Annotated in this window: 19 protein-coding genes and 1 tRNA gene; 14 read left to right on the top strand and 6 right to left on the bottom strand. The window is 47.6% G+C overall.

Annotated features, from left to right (window positions below; genetic code table 11):
- Positions 1-5 precede the first annotated feature (5 nt).
- The 4 genes from lpcA to PKOR_RS04125 all read right to left on the bottom strand — a co-directional run bounded on the left by lpcA (position 6) and on the right by PKOR_RS04125 (position 4826).
- The gene (gene lpcA, locus PKOR_RS04140; protein WP_046309291.1) at positions 6-581 is read right to left on the bottom strand and encodes a D-sedoheptulose 7-phosphate isomerase; all 576 of its coding nucleotides are present in this window, start codon (positions 579-581) and stop codon (positions 6-8) included.
- Between the two features lie 9 nt (positions 582-590).
- On the bottom strand, positions 591-935 hold the full coding sequence (locus PKOR_RS04135; protein ID WP_046309290.1) for a hypothetical protein: 345 nt from the start codon (positions 933-935) through the stop codon (positions 591-593).
- Positions 936-1064: 129 nt separating this feature from the next.
- A complete protein-coding gene (locus PKOR_RS04130; protein ID WP_046309289.1) occupies positions 1065-2903 on the bottom strand; it encodes an ABC transporter ATP-binding protein in 1839 nt (612 codons plus the stop codon).
- 261 nt (positions 2904-3164) lie between these two features.
- Positions 3165-4826 (bottom strand): hypothetical protein, encoded by a 1662-nt coding sequence (locus PKOR_RS04125; protein ID WP_046309288.1) that lies wholly within the window; start codon positions 4824-4826, stop codon positions 3165-3167.
- A gap of 259 nt (positions 4827-5085) precedes the next feature.
- Between PKOR_RS04125 and upp the strand changes: the two genes are divergently transcribed.
- Together upp and PKOR_RS04115 are read left to right on the top strand one after the other, a co-directional pair.
- Positions 5086-5742: a uracil phosphoribosyltransferase gene (gene upp, locus PKOR_RS04120; RefSeq protein WP_046309286.1), complete on the top strand. Its 657-nt coding sequence runs from the start codon at positions 5086-5088 to the stop codon at positions 5740-5742.
- Between the two features lie 171 nt (positions 5743-5913).
- Complete coding sequence (locus PKOR_RS04115) at positions 5914-6366, top strand: hypothetical protein (protein ID WP_235337234.1); 453 nt, start codon at positions 5914-5916, stop codon at positions 6364-6366.
- 64 nt (positions 6367-6430) lie between these two features.
- On the opposite strand, the gene PKOR_RS04110 is transcribed toward PKOR_RS04115, so the two are convergent.
- A complete protein-coding gene (locus PKOR_RS04110; RefSeq protein WP_046309283.1) occupies positions 6431-7792 on the bottom strand; it encodes a DEAD/DEAH box helicase in 1362 nt (453 codons plus the stop codon).
- A gap of 190 nt (positions 7793-7982) precedes the next feature.
- Between PKOR_RS04110 and PKOR_RS04105 the strand changes: the two genes are divergently transcribed.
- From PKOR_RS04105 to PKOR_RS04075, 7 genes are all read left to right on the top strand, one after another.
- The gene (locus PKOR_RS04105) at positions 7983-9209 is read left to right on the top strand and encodes a serpin family protein (RefSeq protein ID WP_046309282.1); all 1227 of its coding nucleotides are present in this window, start codon (positions 7983-7985) and stop codon (positions 9207-9209) included.
- Between the two features lie 104 nt (positions 9210-9313).
- A complete protein-coding gene (locus PKOR_RS04100) occupies positions 9314-10648 on the top strand; it encodes a dihydroorotase (RefSeq protein ID WP_046309280.1) in 1335 nt (444 codons plus the stop codon).
- Between the two features lie 3 nt (positions 10649-10651).
- Positions 10652-11020, top strand: coding sequence for a DUF6980 family protein (locus PKOR_RS04095; RefSeq protein ID WP_046309279.1), 369 nt, complete (start codon positions 10652-10654; stop codon positions 11018-11020).
- Between the two features lie 332 nt (positions 11021-11352).
- Positions 11353-11428 (top strand) — tRNA-His (locus PKOR_RS04090).
- Between the two features lie 135 nt (positions 11429-11563).
- Positions 11564-12487, top strand: a complete 924-nt coding sequence (locus tag PKOR_RS04085) for a PfkB family carbohydrate kinase (RefSeq protein WP_046309277.1) — start codon at positions 11564-11566, stop codon at positions 12485-12487.
- A 187-nt stretch (positions 12488-12674) separates the two neighbouring features.
- On the top strand, positions 12675-12893 hold the full coding sequence (locus tag PKOR_RS04080) for a hypothetical protein (RefSeq protein WP_046309276.1): 219 nt from the start codon (positions 12675-12677) through the stop codon (positions 12891-12893).
- Between the two features lie 130 nt (positions 12894-13023).
- On the top strand, positions 13024-14262 hold the full coding sequence (locus PKOR_RS04075) for an NAD(P)/FAD-dependent oxidoreductase (RefSeq protein ID WP_046309275.1): 1239 nt from the start codon (positions 13024-13026) through the stop codon (positions 14260-14262).
- A gap of 187 nt (positions 14263-14449) precedes the next feature.
- Here PKOR_RS04075 and PKOR_RS04070 read toward each other — a convergent pair whose 3' ends face one another.
- Positions 14450-16165 carry a M61 family metallopeptidase gene (locus tag PKOR_RS04070; RefSeq protein WP_046309274.1) on the bottom strand — a complete coding sequence of 572 codons (1716 nt, stop codon included), beginning with the start codon at positions 16163-16165 and terminating at the stop codon, positions 14450-14452.
- A 401-nt stretch (positions 16166-16566) separates the two neighbouring features.
- On the opposite strand from PKOR_RS04070, the gene rpmH reads away from it, so the two are divergent.
- The 5 genes from rpmH (at position 16567) to PKOR_RS04050 (ending at position 20220) form a co-directional block, all read left to right on the top strand.
- On the top strand, positions 16567-16728 hold the full coding sequence (gene rpmH / locus PKOR_RS23995) for a 50S ribosomal protein L34 (RefSeq protein WP_071784616.1): 162 nt from the start codon (positions 16567-16569) through the stop codon (positions 16726-16728).
- A 41-nt stretch (positions 16729-16769) separates the two neighbouring features.
- Positions 16770-17180: a ribonuclease P protein component gene (locus PKOR_RS04065; RefSeq protein ID WP_046309273.1), complete on the top strand. Its 411-nt coding sequence runs from the start codon at positions 16770-16772 to the stop codon at positions 17178-17180.
- A gap of 30 nt (positions 17181-17210) precedes the next feature.
- On the top strand, positions 17211-18860 hold the full coding sequence (locus PKOR_RS04060) for a S41 family peptidase (RefSeq protein WP_046309271.1): 1650 nt from the start codon (positions 17211-17213) through the stop codon (positions 18858-18860).
- 134 nt (positions 18861-18994) lie between these two features.
- On the top strand, positions 18995-19690 hold the full coding sequence (gene tsaB, locus PKOR_RS04055; protein WP_046309270.1) for a tRNA (adenosine(37)-N6)-threonylcarbamoyltransferase complex dimerization subunit type 1 TsaB: 696 nt from the start codon (positions 18995-18997) through the stop codon (positions 19688-19690).
- 14 nt (positions 19691-19704) lie between these two features.
- On the top strand, positions 19705-20220 hold the full coding sequence (locus PKOR_RS04050; protein WP_046309268.1) for a DUF2480 family protein: 516 nt from the start codon (positions 19705-19707) through the stop codon (positions 20218-20220).
- The last annotated feature ends 335 nt before the right edge of the window (positions 20221-20555 follow it).

The following is a 20555-nucleotide window of genomic DNA, read 5'->3' as shown; positions in this document are numbered from 1 at the left end:
TACGGTTATACTAATTTCTGCTCTAGCAATAGTATAAGTATGTGTATCACTTTGATATGGATTTCCTGTACACGATCAGCGTAGCCGAAGTGAGGAACACGCACCTCTACATCACAAAGCGGAGCAAGTTTGCCGCCGTCTTTACCAGTGAGGCCTACTACTTTCATGCCTTTTGCCTTTGCGGTTTCGGCTGCTTTGATCACGTTGCTAGAGTTGCCGCTCGTGCTAATAGCAAGTAATACGTCTCCGTTATTGCCTAACGCTTCGAGGTAGCGGGAAAATACATGGTCATAACCGTAGTCGTTACCGACACAGCTCATGTGGCTGGGGTCGGAGATGGAAATGGCAGGTATGGCTTTGCGGTTATCGCGGTAGCGACCGGTTAGTTCCTCGGCAAAGTGCATGGCATCGCACATGGAACCTCCGTTGCCGCAACTTAGAATCTTGCCCCCGTTTTTGATGGAGTTAGCCATTGCGTCGGCGGCCTGTTCAATAGATGCGATGTTTTGCGCATCAGACAGAAACGCAGAAAGCACTTCCTGTGCCTGCGTTAGTTCTGCAAGTATGGTAGTAGATGTCATGTAGGTGTTTTACGCTACCTCAGCCTTCTGTTCCTCGGCCAAGGCTTCTTCTTTATAGCTATTGCTCCTGAATGCCTGCCGCTTTTCGTAAAGGTTAGCCTTCAGGTTATTGATCTTCAGTTCAGCACGATACTTATCGTGCTTCAGGTCGGCTACATAAACGCTGCTCATCAGTACCCTGGCCAGCATCACTACACCACCCACAGCCACAAGAGACTTGTAAAGCGTAAGTGCCTGATCCTCTGCAGTGGTATTCAGAATAGTATTTTCGTCAATAACGCCGGCCAAAAGTAGTACCGTAAATATGATGTAGCCAAACACAAGTACATCGAGAAGTGCTTTGAGAGCTTTCATGCTTCTTTAGCAAGTTTTGGTGCAACAACTGTTTTGCTAAAATTAGCAAAAAAATATCATTGCTGCCACCCATTATAGGCTAAACTTGCTTTTGCGGGCACTTTCTGAGGTGATGCAGTGCAATTTAACTTATACTGTAAGCTGCATTTGGGTCAGTTTTGCATATAAACCCGAGTGCTCCAGTAGCTCCTCATGGGTGCCTCGCTCCACTATACGGCCTTGCTGCAGCACCAGAATTTCATCTGCATGCTGTATCGTGCTCAGGCGGTGCGCAATTACCACAGAAGTACGGTTCTTCATCAGGTTTGTCAATGCTTCCTGTACCAGTTTCTCCGACTCCGTATCCAGAGCTGAGGTGGCCTCATCAAGTATAAGTATAGGCGGGTTCTGCAGTATAGCCCTTGCAATGCTCAGGCGCTGGCGCTGCCCTCCGGAGAGCTTGCCGCCCCGGTCGCCGATCATGGTCTGATAGCCATCTTCGGAGTTGATGATAAACTCGTGTGCGTTGGCAATTTTAGCAGCAGCAATTACTTCTTCCTCTGTAGCATCGGTTTTGTTGAAGGCGATGTTGTTGAAGATCGTATCGTTAAACAGGATAGATTCCTGCGTTACCACCCCAATCTGCGCCCGCACCGATTCTATCGTATAATCCCGAATATCGTGACCATCGATAAGTATAGCACCTGCTGTTGGGTCATAAAAACGTGGCAGCAAATCGGCCAAGGTAGACTTACCTCCACCTGATGGGCCTACCAGCGCTACCGTTTTACCTTTCTCAATCCTGAAGTTGATGTCCTGCAAAACTGGTTTATCACCGTAGGCAAAGGCTACATCCCGGAACTCTATCTCATGCCTGAAGGCTGGTAGAACTTTCGCATTTGGTTTGTTGGTGATCATAGGCTTCGTATCAATCACCTGCAGCACACGGTCGCCGGATACCAGGCCCCGCTGGATATTGCTGAAAGCTGCTGACATGGCTTTGGCCGGTACCAGCACCTGCGAAAACAGGATAATATAAGTAATGAACTCACTAGCCGATAATTCTGACTCCTGGTTTAGAACCAGTGTACCACCGTACAGCAGCAGTCCTGCTACCACCGAAACCCCCAGAAACTCCGAAAGGGGAGAGGCTAGGTCACGCTTATTAGCTATGGAGCGCTGAATGCGGGCATAGCGGTTGTTCTGATCATGGAATTTGCTGAGTATAAAAGGCTCCGCGTTAAAAGCCTTTACTACGCGCATACCGCTCAGTGTCTCATCGATAATAGTGAGTATAAAGCTCAGGGAGTTCTGGCCTTCTTTGGCCTTTCGCTTTAAGCGCTTGGAGATGCCTGCTATGATACCACCCGACAAAGGCAGAAGGATAAGCGAAAACAGCGTCAGCTCCACTGACATATTGAACAGTAGTATAAAAAAGGCGATGATGGAGATTGGCTCGCGCACTACCACCGTCAGGGTACTTACTACTGAATTCTCCACTTCTTGTATGTCCACGGTCAGGCGCGTCATCAGGTCACCTTTGCGCTCATTGCTGAAGTAGCCCAGGTGCAGTTCTGTAACGCGCTTGTATACTGTCTGGCGCATGTTACGCACCACGTGTGCCCGTAGCGCACCCACTATTCGGAAGGCCAGGTACCGGAACAAGTTGGCGAGGAACACCGAGATGATCACCATAACACACACGAACACCAAGGCACCCTCACGACCTTCTTGCAGTATGATCTGTCCGAAATAGTAGTTGAAGAAGTCTTTGAAAAATTCGATGTTGAGCGAGAACTCCGGTTTGGTGGTAGCCATCAGCGCTGCTTCTTCTTGGCCTACCTCGCCAAACAGAACGTTTAGCAAAGGAATGATCAGCGTAAAGTTGAAAAGCCCGAAGATGATGCCCAGGAAAGTATAAATGGAATATAATGGCACAAACCGGCTGTAAGGTTTGGCAAACTGAAGTATGCGAAGGTAGGTCTTCATGGTATATCTGGCGCTGCTAGCCACAAGCCTATGGCAGGCTGCAAACAGCAAGTATGGCTACCTTGCAGCAACCACAAATCTATATTTAAAATGTTTGTACTATGGCCGTTAAGGCACCAGCCTTTTAAGCTGCCGCAAAGATACTTAAATAGAATGGAGTGGTAAATGCTAGGGAAAAGTTTTACCAAAGCTGGTATTTGACTAAACTTGTTTCTGAAATTCAACAAGAAAGCCTCTCCTGTTTATGGGAGAGACTTTCTATCAAAACTCGTGTAGTCTTTGCGGAATGTTCCAGCGGAAGGCAAATGAGGTAAAGGATGTGTTATAATCAGGCGCCTCGCCTTGTGCTTTGGTGCGGCGCACAACCTGTTTCAGGTCCAGGAACACATTGTGGCGTAGCTGAAACGATGCGTTCAAGTCGAGGTACACCTGGTTTGTTTTGATGCCTTGCCCAATCTCGTTACCGTAGGTGGATACACGATCCAGGTAGGAGAGAAGTACGTTGTTACCATAGTTTATTGTATCGGTAGCGGTTACGATGTCCTGGCCATACCGGGTAGCAATAGCCTTGGCAGTTAGATTCAGACGCGGGATAGGCTGATATCGCACAATACCCACTAGCTCTACCAGGTTTGCCCCAATAGGGTGCGCCAGTGGCTGGCGATAGTGCTGGTAGTTAGAAAATTCATCGGCGTACTGGTAAGTATAAGGTCGGATGGCATTGATCTCGCCCTGCAGATCCAGATTGTTAATGCCGAAGGCGTCGATGTACTTGGCACCGATTTGTCCACCGAACTTGTTACCCCACCAGCCTTCGCCTGACTTTGCCTCATCTAACACAAACTCATCTAGCACTACCTGGCCATACAGCTGTACGCGGTTCAGGATGTTCCAGCGGAAGTCTCCACCTAGCAAGGCATTGTCTGGACTGCCCAGGCCATGCTCTACACTTCTATAGAAAATAATTGGGTTCAGGTACTGCAGCTCAAATCGGCCCTTGCCCCGCGCAAAGATGATTTGCTCATACAGTCCCAGATTGAAGTTGTCGGTTATGTTGACGCCCAGGCGGTGCATCGCCATATACTTCTTAGGGTAGAGCTCATCTCTGCGATTAAATACCGGAATGAGTTCCTGAAAGAGGTTCATGTAGTGCAGCTTCCATACTTTAGTGTTGAGCTTAAGGAAGAAAGCGGGTGGTGCATAGTCTGAATAAATCAGGGAACGGGAACCGTCGCCAATGAAGTGGCGGTCGTGGCCCAGTTGTATCTCCACATGTTTGCTCAGGGCATAGTTGAGGTATCCGCGTGCAGTAAGAAAATCAGTGGCGTCCTCTTTAAAGTCCTTCCAAAAGCCTTCGTGCGGTACCACACCATCGCGGCGGATACGGCGGGTCACATATTCCGGAAAACGTGCCTGGTTCTCACCAACAAAGAAGTAAAAGCCGAAGCGGTTATCTATACTTCCCTCAAGTTGTGCACCACGTGTGTTAATGTAGCGTACTCCATCTGACTCATTATCCAACCCTAGTTCAAAATGTATTACAGGATTGACACGCAGAACAAAATCTTCAGTATCCACATGATATAAGTCTGTGGTGTTGCGGTAGAAGTGCTTGAGGAAGGGCTTACGGCTGTCGTTTTGTGCCTGGTCAGTATAGTTCCAGTTGTCGTTAAGCAGGTAAGCTGAGTTGAACTCGTCAACAGCAGTCTGGGCGTTGCGGGCACTGATCTCGGCTAACTCTGCTACCTCTGCACGTCCATAAGGGCGCACAGCTGTGTGCATGTTCGGTACCTGATTGCCATGCTTTATCTGGTAGCGGTCCACGAGGTGGTACGTGTCGCGGTTGTAGGGCATATATACGTCCTGCGCCTGCGTAGAAAAAGTAGCAAGCAGAAGGGAGAAGGCACCAAGTATGCGTTTCATGTATGTTGCGTTTAAAAGAAATCTATGTAATAAAGTGCGAATGTACTGTTTTTGCCGCTTAGAATGCTGGTATTTAACTCTAAATTATACTTTCCTAAAGTATTTGGAGGGCCTAACATTCTTCAGCCTCGCCGGTTTACGCTGTATCTTTCCGAAAGGTGGTGTGCCTACACCTAACAGCGAAACGTTATACTAATTTTGGAGCAAGCTAAGGCACATGTGTATCTTTAAGCCTATAAAACAGCCTTCAATATCTTGTATGGAACAGAAAAATATACATATCCTCACAGAAACTCCTTCGCTTGCTAACCACTACGTAGCAGAACTGCGCGATGTGCACGTGCACCGTGATAGCCTGCGTTTCCGCCGCAACCTGGAGCGGCTGGGCGAGTTGCTAGCCTACGAGATTTCGAAGACATTGCCGTACAAGGAAGTGCCTGTTACCACACCTCTTGCTGAAACCAGCACCTTGTTATTGGCAGAGCAGCCGGTGTTGGCTACCATTCTCCGTGCTGGCTTACCGCTCTATCAGGGTATGCTTAATTATTTTGATAAAGCCTACAGTACATTTGTAGGAGCTTACCGTGTAGAAGAGGAGAATACGCAACTGCAGATAAACATGGAGTACCTGGCCTCAGTTAATCTGCACGACAAGATCCTGATTCTGGCGGACCCCATGCTAGCTACCGGACGATCGTTGGTGAAGTCTTACCAAGGCATGCTGCGCCATGGTAAACCAACACAAGTACATATTGCCGCTGCTATTGCTGCTCCGGAGGGGTTGGCTTATGTACGTGAGCATGTGCCTGAGGCACATGTGTGGCTGGGCGCATTGGATGACCACCTTAATGAGAAGTCCTACATTGTGCCGGGCCTCGGCGATGCTGGTGACCTTGCATTTGGGCCGAAGATCTAATATAAGCCTTGAACACGCGTGCCTGTTAACGTTGCAGCTTTGTAGCATAATTGTAATAGCATTACAGTGCACTTTGTGCGTGATTTTGTTCAATTAAATCACCTCCCATACGTATAAGCTACTGTTTGGCCCTTGGCCAAGCGTCTTGTACTATACCTTTATTTAGAACCTGTGTCAGTAGAAGTCTTAAAGTACCTCACAGTTTACCTGGTGAGTATGGTGAAGTTTATCGGAGGCCCCTTGGCAGGGGTGGCAGCAGGCTTATCATACATGGAGTCGGTGCTTCTTACGGCCGCAGGTATGATGACTACCGTGGTTATTTTTTCGGTGGTGGGGCAGGCGTTTTCGAAATGGTGGTCTGCGCGACAGCGGGCACAAAGGAAGCCGGTGTTCAGTAAGAGGAGCCGGCGCATTGTTAAGGTCTGGAGAAGCTATGGCGTGATAGGAGTGGCCTTTTTAACTCCCGTCATCTTCTCACCCATACTGGGTACCGTAGTGGTCGCGGTTTTTGGCGCCTCCCGTAAACAGATCTTTATTCATATGCTTTGGAGCGCCATAGTGTGGAGCGCTATTTTAAACCTGATGGTGTTTGAGTTTGGTGACCTGGCCGGGCAGTGGTTTTAATCAAAGATGAACAAATATAAAAAGAAGCGGCCCGAAGTCTTCTGAATACTTCGGGCCGCTTTGGTTATTTCCTCCGGCTGCCTTTTTTCTTGGTCTTCTGCCAGAACGAGTTTTTCGGATCGCCTTTGCTCTTCTTGCCCTTTGCAAAGTTAGATTTGTGCTTGCCTTTCTTCTCATGGAAGGCTCCTTTAAAATCAGGGTTCTCGCGGCGTTTCTGGCGGTCTATTTCCATGGCCATTTCCTGCTGTTCTTCAAAAGGCGTTTCAAACAGCTTTACCTCGGCAGGCATCGGCTCTTCCGGTATCTGCATTCTGATGATCTTCTCGATCTTGCGCACGTGGTACATTTCAGCTTCAGTAGCAAACGTAATGGCTGCTCCCTCGTTTTCGGCGCGACCTGTCCGGCCAATACGGTGCACATAGTCTTCGTATATAAGCGGCACGTCGAAGTTGATCACATGGCTTACCATAGTTACGTCTATGCCACGGGCCGCTACATCGGTAGCTACTAAGAAGCGCACTTCCCCGCCTTTGAAGGCTTCCATAGAATTGATGCGTGTATTCTGACCCTTGTTACCATGTATGGCTCGCACATCGCCATAATTGCGGTGCTCCAAAAACTTAGAGACACTCTCCGCGTTCTTTTTGCTGCGTGTAAAGATAATCACGCGTTTAAATGTCTCTATATCCTGAATCAGGTGCTCCAGTAGCTCTATTTTAGTGCGCAGGTTCGGTACACGGTATAACATTTGGCTAACTGTTTCCACCGGTGTGGCCTGTGGCGTAATCTCCACACGTGTAGGGAACTCCAGGAACTCTTCCGACAACTGCACCACCTTATCAGGCATGGTAGCCGAGAAGAGCAGGTTCTGTCGCTTGCGCGGTATCACTTCTAGAAGCTGGCGGATCTGGGGCATAAAACCCATGTCCATCATCTTGTCAGCCTCATCCAGAATCAGTGTTTTCAGGTCTTTCAGCACAAGCTCTCCTTTCAGGTATAGTTCCATCAGGCGCTTAGGTGTAGCCACTAGTATATCAATACCTTTATTGATAATCTCGATTTGCGTTTTGGGGCCTAAGCCTCCGTAGATGGCAGTATGGCGGAGGTCAGTGTACTTGGCCAGCAGCGTGATATTTTCTTCAATCTGCATCACCAACTCACGGGTAGGCGCAATAATAATGGCACGAGGATGCTGGCCCTGTGCATACTTTACCTTCATGAGCAGTGGCAGTAGGAAAGCAGCTGTTTTGCCGGTTCCTGTCTGGGCGATCCCTAATATATCGTGTCCCGCCATAATCAACGGGATAGCTTGTAGCTGTATTGGTGTAGGCTTTTCGTAGCCAGCATCGGCAATGGCGTTCAGCAGCTGTTTGTTCAGCTTAAAATCTTCGAACGTGGTTATTTCTTTCTCCGCTTCTTCGGCCATGGTAGTATTTGTACTTAGTGTTAATGTACAAAGGTACGGGATTTTTGTGGGAGGGAGCTAAAATGATAAGACTGGCAACTACAAGCACTGACTATCACCACTGTGTTTGGAATTTTAGTTAGCTCCTTTGCAACCCTTAAAGCAAGTCCAGGGTCAGATAATTGAAGGCCAATTGCTACGCATACTAACCATGAACAGGAACCCACTCATCTTAAGTATAGCCACAGCGGCAAGCGTGTTGCTTTCAGCTTGCCAACACGACGAGGTGGCTGAAAACTCCCCGAATGTGCGCGAGCTGACAGTGCAGGAGCAAAAAATAGTTTCCAGTTCTAACGATTTTGCTTTTCGTTCCTTCGCGCTGCTTAGCGAGGACGAAGGAGCAGAGAACATGTTTGTCTCTCCGCTTAGCATCAGCATGGCCTTAACCATGACCTACAACGGAGCTGATGGAGCTACCAAAGAAGCTATGCGACAGACACTGGGTTTCGAGCCGGCTTCGGATGAGGAAATCAACAGGTCGTTCAAGAGTCTTGCAGAGCTGCTGAAAGGTATCGACAGGAAAGTGATTTTTACTTCTGCCAATTCCCTGTGGTATAGGAATGATCTGCAACTGCAGGCTCCTTTCCTAAACGCTAATCAAACGTACTTCGACGCCACAGTGCAGGGATTGGATTTCTCTTCGCCTGCTGCCAAAGATCAGATTAACAATTGGGTGAAGGACAAAACCGATGGAAAGATTGAAAACATTGTAAAGGAAGTAACACCTCGCCATGTGCTGTTCCTGATCAACGCTATTTACTTTAAAGGAACCTGGACTTACCCTTTCGATAAAAAGCTAACACAGCCTGGACAGTTTTTCCTCGAAGATGGCAGCACCCTTACGCACGACTTTATGACGATGAGAGAAGGCAAGTACCTTTACTACCAGGACCAGACGAAAGAAGTGCTTGACCTGCCTTACGGTAACCAACAGTATAGCATGACGCTGGTTGTGCCTAAAGAGGAGCAGACTGTACAGGATATGGTGCAGGAGCTGAGCAAGGCTAACCTGACTACATGGCTAATGGCTGCAGACAGCACAAAGCTGGAGCTGCATATGCCAAAGTTTAAGCTGGAGTATGAGAAAGAACTCAACGATTTGCTGGAGCAGATGGGAATGAGCATCGCCTTCACAGGTGAGGCTGACCTAAGCCGTATGGTGGAAGGAAGGAGCAACTTGGCTATATCAGAGGTAAGTCACAAAACATTTGTAGAGGTGAACGAAGAAGGTACAGAAGCAGCAGCCGTCACCTCTGTAGGCATCATAGAAACATCGCTGCCGCCTTCCATCCGCATTAACAGGCCTTTTGTGTTCATGATCCGTGAGAAGTCATCTAATGCTATTCTATTTATTGGTAAGCTGATGAAGCCTGAATAGGTAAATGAGCAGCTCGCCAGCGATGTAGTAGTAAACGAATGGGATTTCTGCAGGAAACTTAGATATTGTGTGCTAAATTTGTTCAGCACATATCTTAAGCAAGCATGAAATCCATCCTCATAAAAAATGCCCAACTCGTAAACGAAGGAAGTATATTCACCGCCGATGTGCTGGTGCAGAACGGACGCATCGCGCAGATTGGCCAAAGTATAACCGCCGAGGCTGACGAAACCATAGATGCCACCGGCTTACACTTGCTGCCCGGCGTGATAGACGACCAGGTGCACTTTCGTGAGCCAGGGCTAACGCACAAGGCCAATATCGAAACTGAGGCCAGAGCGGCTGTGGCAGGCGGTACCACCTCTTTTATGGAGATGCCAAACACGGTGCCTAACGCTACCACGCAGGAGCTGCTGGAGGATAAGTATAACATTGCCGCCAAAACCTCGCTGGCGAACTACTCTTTCTACATGGGAGCCACCAACGATAACCTGGCCGAGGTGCTGCTCACTAACCCCAACACCGTTTGCGGTATCAAGATTTTCATGGGTTCCTCTACAGGCAATATGCTGGTAGATAACGAGCAGACACTGGAGCAGATTTTCTCCAAAGCCAAGCTGCCTATTGCCGTGCATTGCGAGGATGAGCAGACTATCCGCGACAACATGGCCATTTATGAGGGGAAGTATGGCGAAGACATTCCTATAAAGTGCCACCCGGAGATCCGCAACGAAGCTGCTTGTTTCAAATCCTCTTTTATGGCGGTTAAGCTTGCCGAGAAGCACGGTACGCGCCTACATATTCTGCATATCTCCACCGAAGAAGAGCTGAAGCTATTCCGCAACGACATTCCGCTGGAAGAGAAAAAAATTACTGCTGAGGTATGTGTGCACCACCTGTGGTTCGATAAGGAGGATTATGATGAGTTTGGTACGCAGATAAAGTGTAACCCGGCTATAAAAGAGGCACGCCACAAGCAGGGCTTGTTAAAAGGACTGCTGGAGGATAAGCTGGACGTAATTGCCACCGACCATGCCCCACACCTATGGGATGAGAAGCAGGGCAAGTATAAGCAAGCACCATCTGGCGTGCCACTGGTACAGCACTCACTGCAGATGATGCTGGAGTTTGTAAAGCAAGGCAAGCTGACGCTAGAGAAGGTAGTGGAGAAGATGAGCCATGCGCCAGCCATACTTTTTAATGTGCGTGAGCGTGGCTACATTAGAGAAGGATACTGGGCCGACCTGGTGCTGGTAGACCTGAACAAACCGTATACTGCTACTAAGGAAAATACCTATTACAAGTGTGGTTGGTCTCCTTTCGAGGGCCATACGTTTAGTAGCAGTGTTACCCATACCTTGGTTTCGGGCCATATAGCCTTTGCTAATGGCGCTTTTGATGAGAGCAAGAAAGGAGAGCGACTGTTGTTCGACAGGTAAGGTATGGAGCTAGAGCAATTTAAAGAACTGCATGCCCGATTCTTCGGGAAAGAACTGCCGGAGGAGGTAACAGCCTCAGAGGAGTATGAAGCCTATATAGATGCCATTCACGAGAACGAGGAGTGCTACAACTGGGCCACCGCTGAAAAGCTGAAGGCTAGTGGTTTCGACTACGAAGGCTACTGCTGTATGATGATGGCTGACAAAGTGCACGAGAGCCTGGATGAGGATGGAGAGGTAAAGTATGATGACCCTGACGTAATCATCAACAAATGGGACGAAGGACTTTATGGTATACCGGTATACAACGGCAGCGCCACAATGGTGGTAATTAACTACTGTCCTTGGTGCGGCAGTAAGCTCATTAAGTAATGTGCTTTTAAACCTAATCAGGTGTGGAGAGAAAACCCAACTTTTGGAAAATCTATAAGAAAAAAGCTTATAGCAACAGCAGAGCTTTACCGCTTATATTCTTTCTTGGGCTATGGAATCTGTTTCTCTTTACCTGGTTAGAAGTCGGTATAATGCAGATGTACAAGTAGTTAGTTGTGTCGGTGCCTTTTTTACTAGCTGAAATGGCATACATTTATACTTGTTTGCGTAAATATAAAACGGCAGGTAAATGAAATTTTTTGTGCAAAAATGCGCGTGAGGTATTGCGTTGTCTGATTTCATGTGTATATTTGCACACTCAAAAGAGACACGGTGGTTGTAGCTCAGTCGGTTAGAGCACCAGATTGTGATTCTGGGGGTCGTGGGTTCGAGCCCCATCTTCCACCCAAAGCCCTTGAAGCAAACTTCAAGGGCTTTTTTTTATTTATATTTGTCAGGAAATAGTGAAGCAGAGCGTAAGGCCTGCCTCGTGTAGGTGTGCAAACTCTCGGTTCATAAATTTAAACTCTTAACTATATTAAGATGAGCTTAGTGGTAGTAGGTTCAATGGCGTTTGATGCGCTGGAGACCCCTTTCGGGAAAACAGATAAGATCGTAGGTGGTGCAGCAACATACATTTCGCTGTCGTCCTCATACTTCGTGAAGCCGGTAAATGTAGTATCGGTAGTAGGTGGTGATTTTGACCAGGACCACATCGCTCTGATGCACCAGCGTAACATCAGCACCGAAGGGGTACAGGTAAAAGAGAACGAAAAGTCTTTCTTCTGGTCTGGCCGCTACTTCAACGACATGAACAGCCGCGAAACACTAGTTACTGAGCTGAACGTGCTGGGCGATTTTGACCCTATTATTCCGGATGCGTACCAGAACTGTGAATACCTGATGCTGGGTAACCTGGCGCCGCAGGTACAGAAAACGGTAATCGAGCGACTGAACAACCGCCCTAAGCTGATTGTAATGGACACGATGAACTTCTGGATGGACATCGTCCTGGATGAGCTGAAGGCTACGATGGCATTGGTAGATGTGCTTTCTATCAACGATGAGGAGGCGCGCCAGCTAAGCGGCGAGTACTCTCTCGTGAAAGCTGCCAAAAAGATCATGGCAATGGGACCAAAATTCCTGATCATTAAGAAAGGAGAGCACGGTGCCCTGCTGTTTAACGAGGACAAAGTGTTCTTCGCGCCAGCCCTGCCACTGGAGGAAGTATTCGATCCAACCGGAGCCGGCGATACTTTTGCAGGTGGCTTTATTGGGTATCTGGCCAGCACTGGCGACATTAGCTTCGAAAGCATGAAGCGCGCGGTAATTTACGGCTCAGCAATGGCTTCATTCTGCGTGGAGAAGTTCGGTACAGAGCGCCTGAAAAACCTTTCGCAGGAAGAAATTGACAGCCGTGTGCAGGAGTTCGTTAATCTGGTAGCATTTGATACAGTGCTGCAGTAGGCACAGCAAAACATACAACTTTAAAAGGGAGGCTTAGGCCTCCCTTTTTGTTTTAGATATAGTGCAACTTTAATTCTTGTTATAAGCTTCCATGCATCTTCTCAGGTATAAGGTGCAGTATCAAAGTGCAACAAAGTATAGCCATATGGGGTAAAACTAAGTGTTGACTAAATGAGGAGATAAGCTTATGAACGATAATAAAGATAACAACAAGGAAAGATTACAGAAGCAGGCCGAACAGCAGGCAACTGGTAAAGTAGAAAACAAGCGCCAGCAGGAAGGCTATAACGATCAAGTTCAAATAGATCCTGCTAAAAGGTCACTGCAACAGGACGACTCGAAGGTACAGAATCCGAATCGTAACTTGGCAAAAGGTGGCAACAACATGCCTTACAAGAAGAAATAAGGCATCCTACGCAAAATAAGCTATGAAAATTACGGAGAGGGGAAGTCCTGTACAAGGACTTCCCCTCTTTTATATCCGGTTTGTGCCGTTTGGCAGCTTCTGCTATCTTTAGCATACCTTATACTTTACCATGCACAACACAGATATTTGTATAGTCGGCGCCGGACCTGCCGGAGCCACTGCTGCCCTTCACCTCGCCAACAAAGGCATACCTTCGCTTTTGATTGATAAAGCTAGCTTTCCACGGGATAAAGTATGCGGCGACGCTTTGAGTGGTAAGGTAGTGAATGAGTTGCGCCGAATCTCCCCAGACTTGCCCGCACAACTAGGAGAACTGCAGGAAGCCATGCCTTCCTGGGGAATACATTTTATCTCGCCCGGCGGACATAAACTGAGTGTGCCGTTTAAGTATAACTACCAGCCTGATCAGGATACACCAGCCGGTTATATTTCCAAACGCATTCATTTCGATAATTTTTTGGTGCAGCAGGTAAGGCAGCGGCCAGAGGTAAAATTCCTGGAACAGGTGGATGTGGTCAAGTATAAACCTGCTGCAGAGGGCGGGTATGTCCTTTCTGATAAGCAGGGGCAACCGTTGGTGCAGACTAAGCTGCTACTGATGGCTAACGGAGCTCAGTCTGGCTTCACGCGGCACGTGGCAGGTCTGGATCAAGAGCCGGAGCATTATTGCGCAGGGCTTCGGACATATTACAAAGGTGTGTCCGATATGGATGCAGATGGGTTTATAGAGCTACACTTCTTCAAAGACTTTTTGCCGGGGTATTTCTGGGTTTTTCCGCTTCCTGGTGGTTATGCTAACGTAGGAGTGGGCATGTTGAGCAGCGCCGTGAGTCGCAAAAAAGTAAACCTGAAAAAGGAAATGCTTTGCATGATAGAAACACACCCGGAGTTGCAGCGGCGATTCGCAAAGGCTGAGCTGGTGGATGAGATCCGTGGATTCGGGCTACCTCTAGGTTCAAAAAAGCGCACTATCTCCGGCGACAACTATATGCTCTTAGGTGATGCGGGTGCCTTGATAGATCCTTTTACCGGCGAAGGTATCAGCAATGCCATGATTAGCGGCAGATGGGCAGCAGAACAGGCCGCCAAATGCCTGGAACAGCAGGATTTCTCAGCTGCCTTCATGCATGGCTACGATAAAGCTGTATACAACCGCCTCTGGAAAGAGCTAAAGCTAAGTCGGCAGATGCAAAAGCTCCTGAACTACCCGTGGCTCTTCGATAAAGTGGCAAGTAAAGCCTCCAAAAACCAAGCCCTTGCCGAAACCATCTCCTGCATGTTCAACGACCTGGACCTGCGTGAACGATTGAAGCAACCTTCGTTCTACGCTAAGCTGCTGTTTGATTAGAGACAAAGGGCATAAGTATAAAGACACAGAACTTTTGTAAAATAATGTACTGCTTCTGCTGCCTTAGTAATTGGGGCAGAATACAGTTTTGTGGGGCTTTAGAATGGGTTAGTACCTATAGGGCTAGCGGTCTAACTACACAAGCAGAAAAGTCTTGAGTCCTGTGTTTCTATACTTGTGTCGCCAATTAAAACTGCTGCTTCAGCCACAACTTAAAGTTCTGTTTTTCTGCATCTGTGGCATCCTGGCGCTTCTGGACAGTATACTTGCTATAGAAGGTTTTGCCGTTGGGCTCCAGCCTTACCGCGCGCAGTTGCTTGTCCCGGAACAGGGTTAGCTCCATTTCCTGCGGCTCCAATGCAAGCAGCTGTTGCAGGTTGCTCTCCAGTTTGCGCCCGTTTAGAGCTACCAACTCATCATCCATACTTAGCAACTCACTGGCAGGAGAGGCAGGGGCTATGGCTGTTACATTCGCACTTCCGTCCGATGCTAGCTTGAATCCATACTTGCTCTCGTAGATCAAAGAGTTCTGCTGCTGGACTAAGGTGCAACCTACGTAGCGCAGTGCTTCATCTAGTGCCGGCTCTATATCTTGAGTGCCGTTGATATACTTTTCGAAGTATGGCTGGAACGACTGTCCTGCCACTTCGGCTACTATTTGCGCATAGTCCTTTTCTGTGTAGCCTATATCTTTCTTTCCAAACTGCTCCCAAAGCGTTCGCATTACCACATCAAGGTTTGCTTTATTGTCGGTAGTCTTGCGAAGCTGCAGGTCCAGGAGTAGTGCTGTAAGGGCTCCTTTGATGTAGATGGATACCTTGCGATCAGGAGTGCCTGGTTTATAGCCATCCAGCCACAGGTCGAAAGAAGAGTCGGCTACGGAGAGGTTGTGGCGGCTGTAGTCGGCAAAATAGCGCTGCAGCGTCGTGTTTAGCTCTTCAAAGTATGCTTCGGCGCTGAAGAAGCCGCTGCGGGCAAGCATATAGTCGCCGTAGTAGGTGGTAATACCCTCGGCCACGTAGCCGGTCTTAAAGTAGTTCTCCTGTGTAAGATTGTAGGGCAGCATCTCCTTCGGGCGGATTTTCTTGATGTTCCAGGTATGGAAGAGCTCATGCGAGCTTACCCCTACAAACTCTTTGTAAAGGCTTGGTGTCATCAGCAGTTCTCCCGGGCCAAGGGTAATAACAGTGGAATGACTGTGCTCTACCCCATGGTAGTAGCGGTAAGGCAGAATTTCGTTCAGGTAGTGGTACTCCTTAACCGGGAAATCCCCAAACACCTCCAGCTGCTCTTTAGTGAAGCCGGCAAAGTCTTTTTTTAGCTTCTCCCAGTCCAGCTGACAATCGCCTTGAAGCCAGATGTGGAAAGTATAGCCACCCATTTCAAACGTCTCCCTCTTTAGGGTGTCGCTGGCAATAAATGGACTGTCTGCCAGCTCGTCGAAGGTAGCTGCCTCAAGCATGTGCTTCTCCGTCTCAGGTAAGCCGCAGGCAACTTGCCACTCTTCTGGCAGTTGCAATTGTAGCTGGCAAGGCTCATGCTCGCGCCCTTCTATTGCCATCAGGCAATTGATCGGGTTTAGGTATAGCTGCTCCTCATCCAGCCACGAGCCCCCTGCATCCATCTGGCGGGCAAAAAAGCTATAGCTGACCTCTATCTCTTTTGCTCCCTTCGTTTGCACCTGCCACCGGTCTTTCGTTACTTTTTCTATTGCTATACTTTCTCCGTTAGCCGTGGCGGTAACTGCCCGCAGCTTCTGGGCGAAGTGCTGCAGCTCATACCTGCCGGGGCGCCAGGCTGGCAATTGTAAGTATAGCTCCTGCTGCTGGTTATCCTTTATGGTGATCTTGATATCAACAAAATGTGAAAGCGGGTTCTGAAAGGAGAGGTGGTAGTAGATCATGATTTACGCTGCTGATGAATCAGTTTATACTTTGGACTTCGCAAAAGTGATACAAGTATAAGCAGGGTAAGCGGAAAGGCAATGTGCGGCAACATGCTCCACCAACCCTTCCATGACTAAGGAGGGGCGGGGGCTGCTATGATTTGATTTCCTACGCTTGAGCGTCGGAAATGGACTATACAACTGTAGAGTTTTGAAAGCTATATGATAGACAGTAACTAGCAACAAGTATAACCGCTTTTGTTAGCCTTAACTACAGCATCGGCAGGCATATACTACTAGTTATTTCAACAGCAACCATTCACTGCTTCAGTATCTTTTTACAAAAAATCTGAAGCAGACTTTGCTATTCTATAAAGGTTTACTAATTTTGCAGGCCATAATAAAACCATTGGCAGACGATGAAAAGAACATTCCAGCCTTCTCAGAGAAAAAGAAGAAACAAGCACGGTTTCAGATCAAGAATGGAAACCGCTAACGGTAGAAGAGTATTGGCCAGCAGAAGAGCCAAAGGCAGAAAGAGACTTACAGTTTCTAGCGAAAAAAGACATAAGGCAGCTTAATTCCTGATACAGGAATTGGCTTCGCTATTGCATAGCCGCTAATGGATTCAGCAGCAGCTAACGAGCAGCAAGCCGACCAGCCTAACAGTTATACATTTTCAAAAGAAGAACACTTGTGTAGTAAGCGGCTCATTTCGCTGCTTTTCTCAAAGGGTTCTTCTTTTAATTTGTATCCGCTGCGGTTTGTGTACTATACACCGCAGGACCTGCCGCCTGGGCAAACCCAGGTTCTCGTCTCTGTTTCTAAACGCTATTTTAAGCGCGCCGTAGACCGCAATCGCCTAAAGCGACAAATGCGGGAGGCATATCGACTTAATAAGCACATGCTGTACCAGCGCCCGGATCAGGCTCCGCGCCTGCTGGGTATCTTGTACATTGGTAAGGAAAAAAAAACCTTCCACTCTATTCAAAAAAAACTAATTTCAGGTTTGGAGCGTTGTCTAAATAAATAGACTTACCCCCGTCTCCTTAAGCCTGACATTATGTACAAGAAATCTATAGCTGGCCTTTTAGCTGGCGTTTTTGCCTTAGGCCTCTTTTCCTTTAAAACCGACTCTGAAAAATACTTTGAGATAGCCAAAAACCTGGACGTTTTTGCTACACTCTTCAAAGAAGTAAACACCTACTATGTGGATGACGTGCCGCCTGCGCAAATGATGCGCACGGGTATCGATGCCATGCTCAAGTCGCTTGACCCCTACACTAATTACATTCCTGAAGATGATATAGAGGATTTCCGCACTATGACCACTGGTCAGTACGGCGGTATTGGTGCTATCATCGGCAGCCGCGATGGCAAAGTGATAGTGCAAATGCCTTACGAGAACTCTCCGGCACATAAAGCAGGTTTAGCCATTGGTGATGAGATTCTTAAAGTAAATGGGGTTGATGTGAAAGGCAAAGCTACCGATGAGGTAAGTAAATTGCTGAAGGGTCAGGCTAATACACCTATAAAGTTAGAGGTGCGCAGCTACGGACAGAATAAGTCCAGAACAGTAGAGTTGATGCGCGAAAACATTGTGGTGGACAATGTGCCATACTACGGTATGCTGAATGGCGAAATCGGTTATTTGCAGCTGTCCGGTTTTACAGTGGATGCAGGCAAGGAAGTAAAAATGGCAGTGCAGAAGCTGAAGGAGATGGGCGCTAAGAAAATCGTGTTTGACCTGCGCGATAATCCGGGAGGTTTGCTGCATGAGGCTGTGAACATCTCGAATGTTTTTGTGGAGAAAGGCAGAGACATTGTGAGCACCAAGGGTAAGGTAGAAGAGTGGAACAAAACTTATAAGGCCCTTGATGAGCCGCTGGACCTGGAGATGCCGTTGGTAGTGCTTACCAGCTCTCGTAGTGCATCAGCCTCAGAAATTGTGGCTGGCGTAATGCAGGATTATGACCGAGCTGTATTGGTAGGAGAGCGTACTTTCGGTAAAGGACTGGTACAGGTAACACGCCCGCTTTCTTATAACTCTCAACTTAAAGTAACCACAGCTAAATATTATATTCCAAGTGGTCGCTGCATTCAGGCTATAGACTATGCGCATCGTAACGAAGACGGCAGTGTAGCCACTATCCCAGACTCACTTCGCATGGCTTTTAAAACAGCAGCAGGTAGAGTAGTATATGACGGAGGCGGTGTAAGCCCTGACGTAGAGGTAGAGCAGCCTTCTTTCTCTGAGATCACCAGAACTATTGCAGGTAAAGGCTACTTCTTCGACTATGCTAACAAGTATAAGCTAGAGCACCCGACAATCCCATCAGCAAAAGAATTTAAGCTTACAGATGCGGAGTATAAGAAGTTTATCGCTTATCTGGAAAATAAGGACCTCTCTTATTCAACAGCCATTGAGAGTGAGTTGAGTGATGTAGCAGCTAAAGCCAAAGAAGGTAAACATTTCGATGATATCAAGGCTGAGTTGGAGGCTATCAAAAAGAAAGTATCTCATAATAAAGCAAACGACTTGATCCGATTCCGCTCGGAGATACAGGAAATGCTGGAGGCTGAGATTGCTTCTCGTTACTATCTGCAAAAAGGATATATAGAGTCTTCTTTTGATGATGATCCGGATATTATAGCAGCCGTTCAGGTGCTTAACGATCCGGCTAAGTATAAATCATACTTGAAGGCCAACTAAGATATAAAACACACAAGCAGGGGAGGGAGGTGCGACAGTGCTTCCCTCTTTTGCTTTAGCCGGTCCTAATTTTGGAGGCTTCGCCAGCTTGGCGTAATTTTGCATCCAACTATAACCCATAATCAAATTTGCTCATGCCGCTGTTGCTAGCACTGGAAACTTCCACAACCGTCTGTTCTATCGCACTCTATAAAGATCAGCAACTGCTGGGGGCATCTGAGCTGCAGATAGAGAAATCGCACTCCTCACACATAACTGTAATGGTGTCGCAGTTAGTAGAAAATTGTGGTGCTAGCTTGCAGAATTTAAGTGCGGTAGTGGTATCAGGAGGGCCTGGTTCTTATACAGGCTTGCGCATTGGCACGTCTACAGCTAAGGGGTTGTGCTACTCGTTGGATATACCATTATTAGAAGTGTCTACCTTGTACGGGCTAGCTGCGCAGGTAATAAATATGACGCCTAACCCGGAGCGGTATCTGTACTGCCCTATGTTAGATGCCCGCCGAATGGAAGTTTATACCTGTCTATTGACACATGAACTGGAGGAGGTGGAGCCAATTGCGCCTCTTGTGCTAGATGAGCATGCGTTTGAAGAACATTTAAAAGAACGGCCGATAATCTTCTTTGGTAGTGGCGCTGCTAAATTGAAAGAGTTGATGAACACTGAAGCCAATGCTTTGTTTGTAGACAATGTGGTGCCGACAGCTAAAACCATAGGTGCGCTGGCTTTACCAAAGTATGAGCAAAAGGCTTTCGAAGACGTAGCATACTATGAACCCTTCTACCTGAAGGATGTTTATATTACAAGTCCGAGTAAAGGAGCCAAGTAAAAGGAGAATTAACCATGTCAGAAGAGATAATTAATCGAGTGGCGCAAAGTGCGCTGGTAACACTTAACTTGGAGGAGCTGTTGCATCCAGGCGAGCGTGTTGTATATGATATAAAAGACAACCTCTTTCAAGGGCTGATCCTGCGAGAGAAAGATTTCCGTGCTTTTGTAAAAGAGCATGATTGGTCGCAGTATGAAGGTAAGAATGTAGCCATCACTTGTTCAGTAGATGCTATTGTGCCAACATGGGCCTACATGCTGTTGGCCTCAAAGCTGCAGAACTATGCCAATTACTATGTGTTTGGTGATTTAGAGGCATTGGAGCAAGCTTTATTTCAAGAGGCAATCGCTAAAATCGATATGGAAGAGTATCGGGATGCAAAGGTTGTAGTAAAAGGTTGCGGAAGTGTACCAGTACCCACATATGCTTATGTAGAGGCGATGCGAAAGCTGGTGCCGGTGGCATCTAGTGTCATGTACGGAGAGCCGTGTAGCACAGTGCCGCTATATAAGAAGCCTAAAAACGCATAAGGCAAAAGAAATTCCTACAAAAAGAGGGGGCAAGATGAACTTTATCTTGCCCCCTCTTTGTTATTTCTAAGCGTCCGAAAAGAGGTTTGCCAGCAAGGTAAACTAGGGAAGAAGTAAAACTGAAAACTTTTCCCTCTCACTTTCAGGCGCTTCCGCTGCCGGAGTGTCTTTTTCTTGCGGCAGGGCTTGCGGGGCAGGGGAATCTTCGTACTTTTGCATCCCGTTCCGGCAGGGGGCGGTTCAGTGGAAAGGGCTGAGAAAAAAGTTTTCGCCAGGTGCTTGCAAGGAAGGAAAAGCTTCTTACCTTTGCACCCCGCTTCAAGAAGGAGGCGGCC

The organism is Pontibacter korlensis, assembly GCF_000973725.1.
Lineage (GTDB): Bacteria > Bacteroidota > Bacteroidia > Cytophagales > Hymenobacteraceae > Pontibacter > Pontibacter korlensis.
This window is presented reverse-complemented; position numbering and strand designations above follow the sequence as displayed.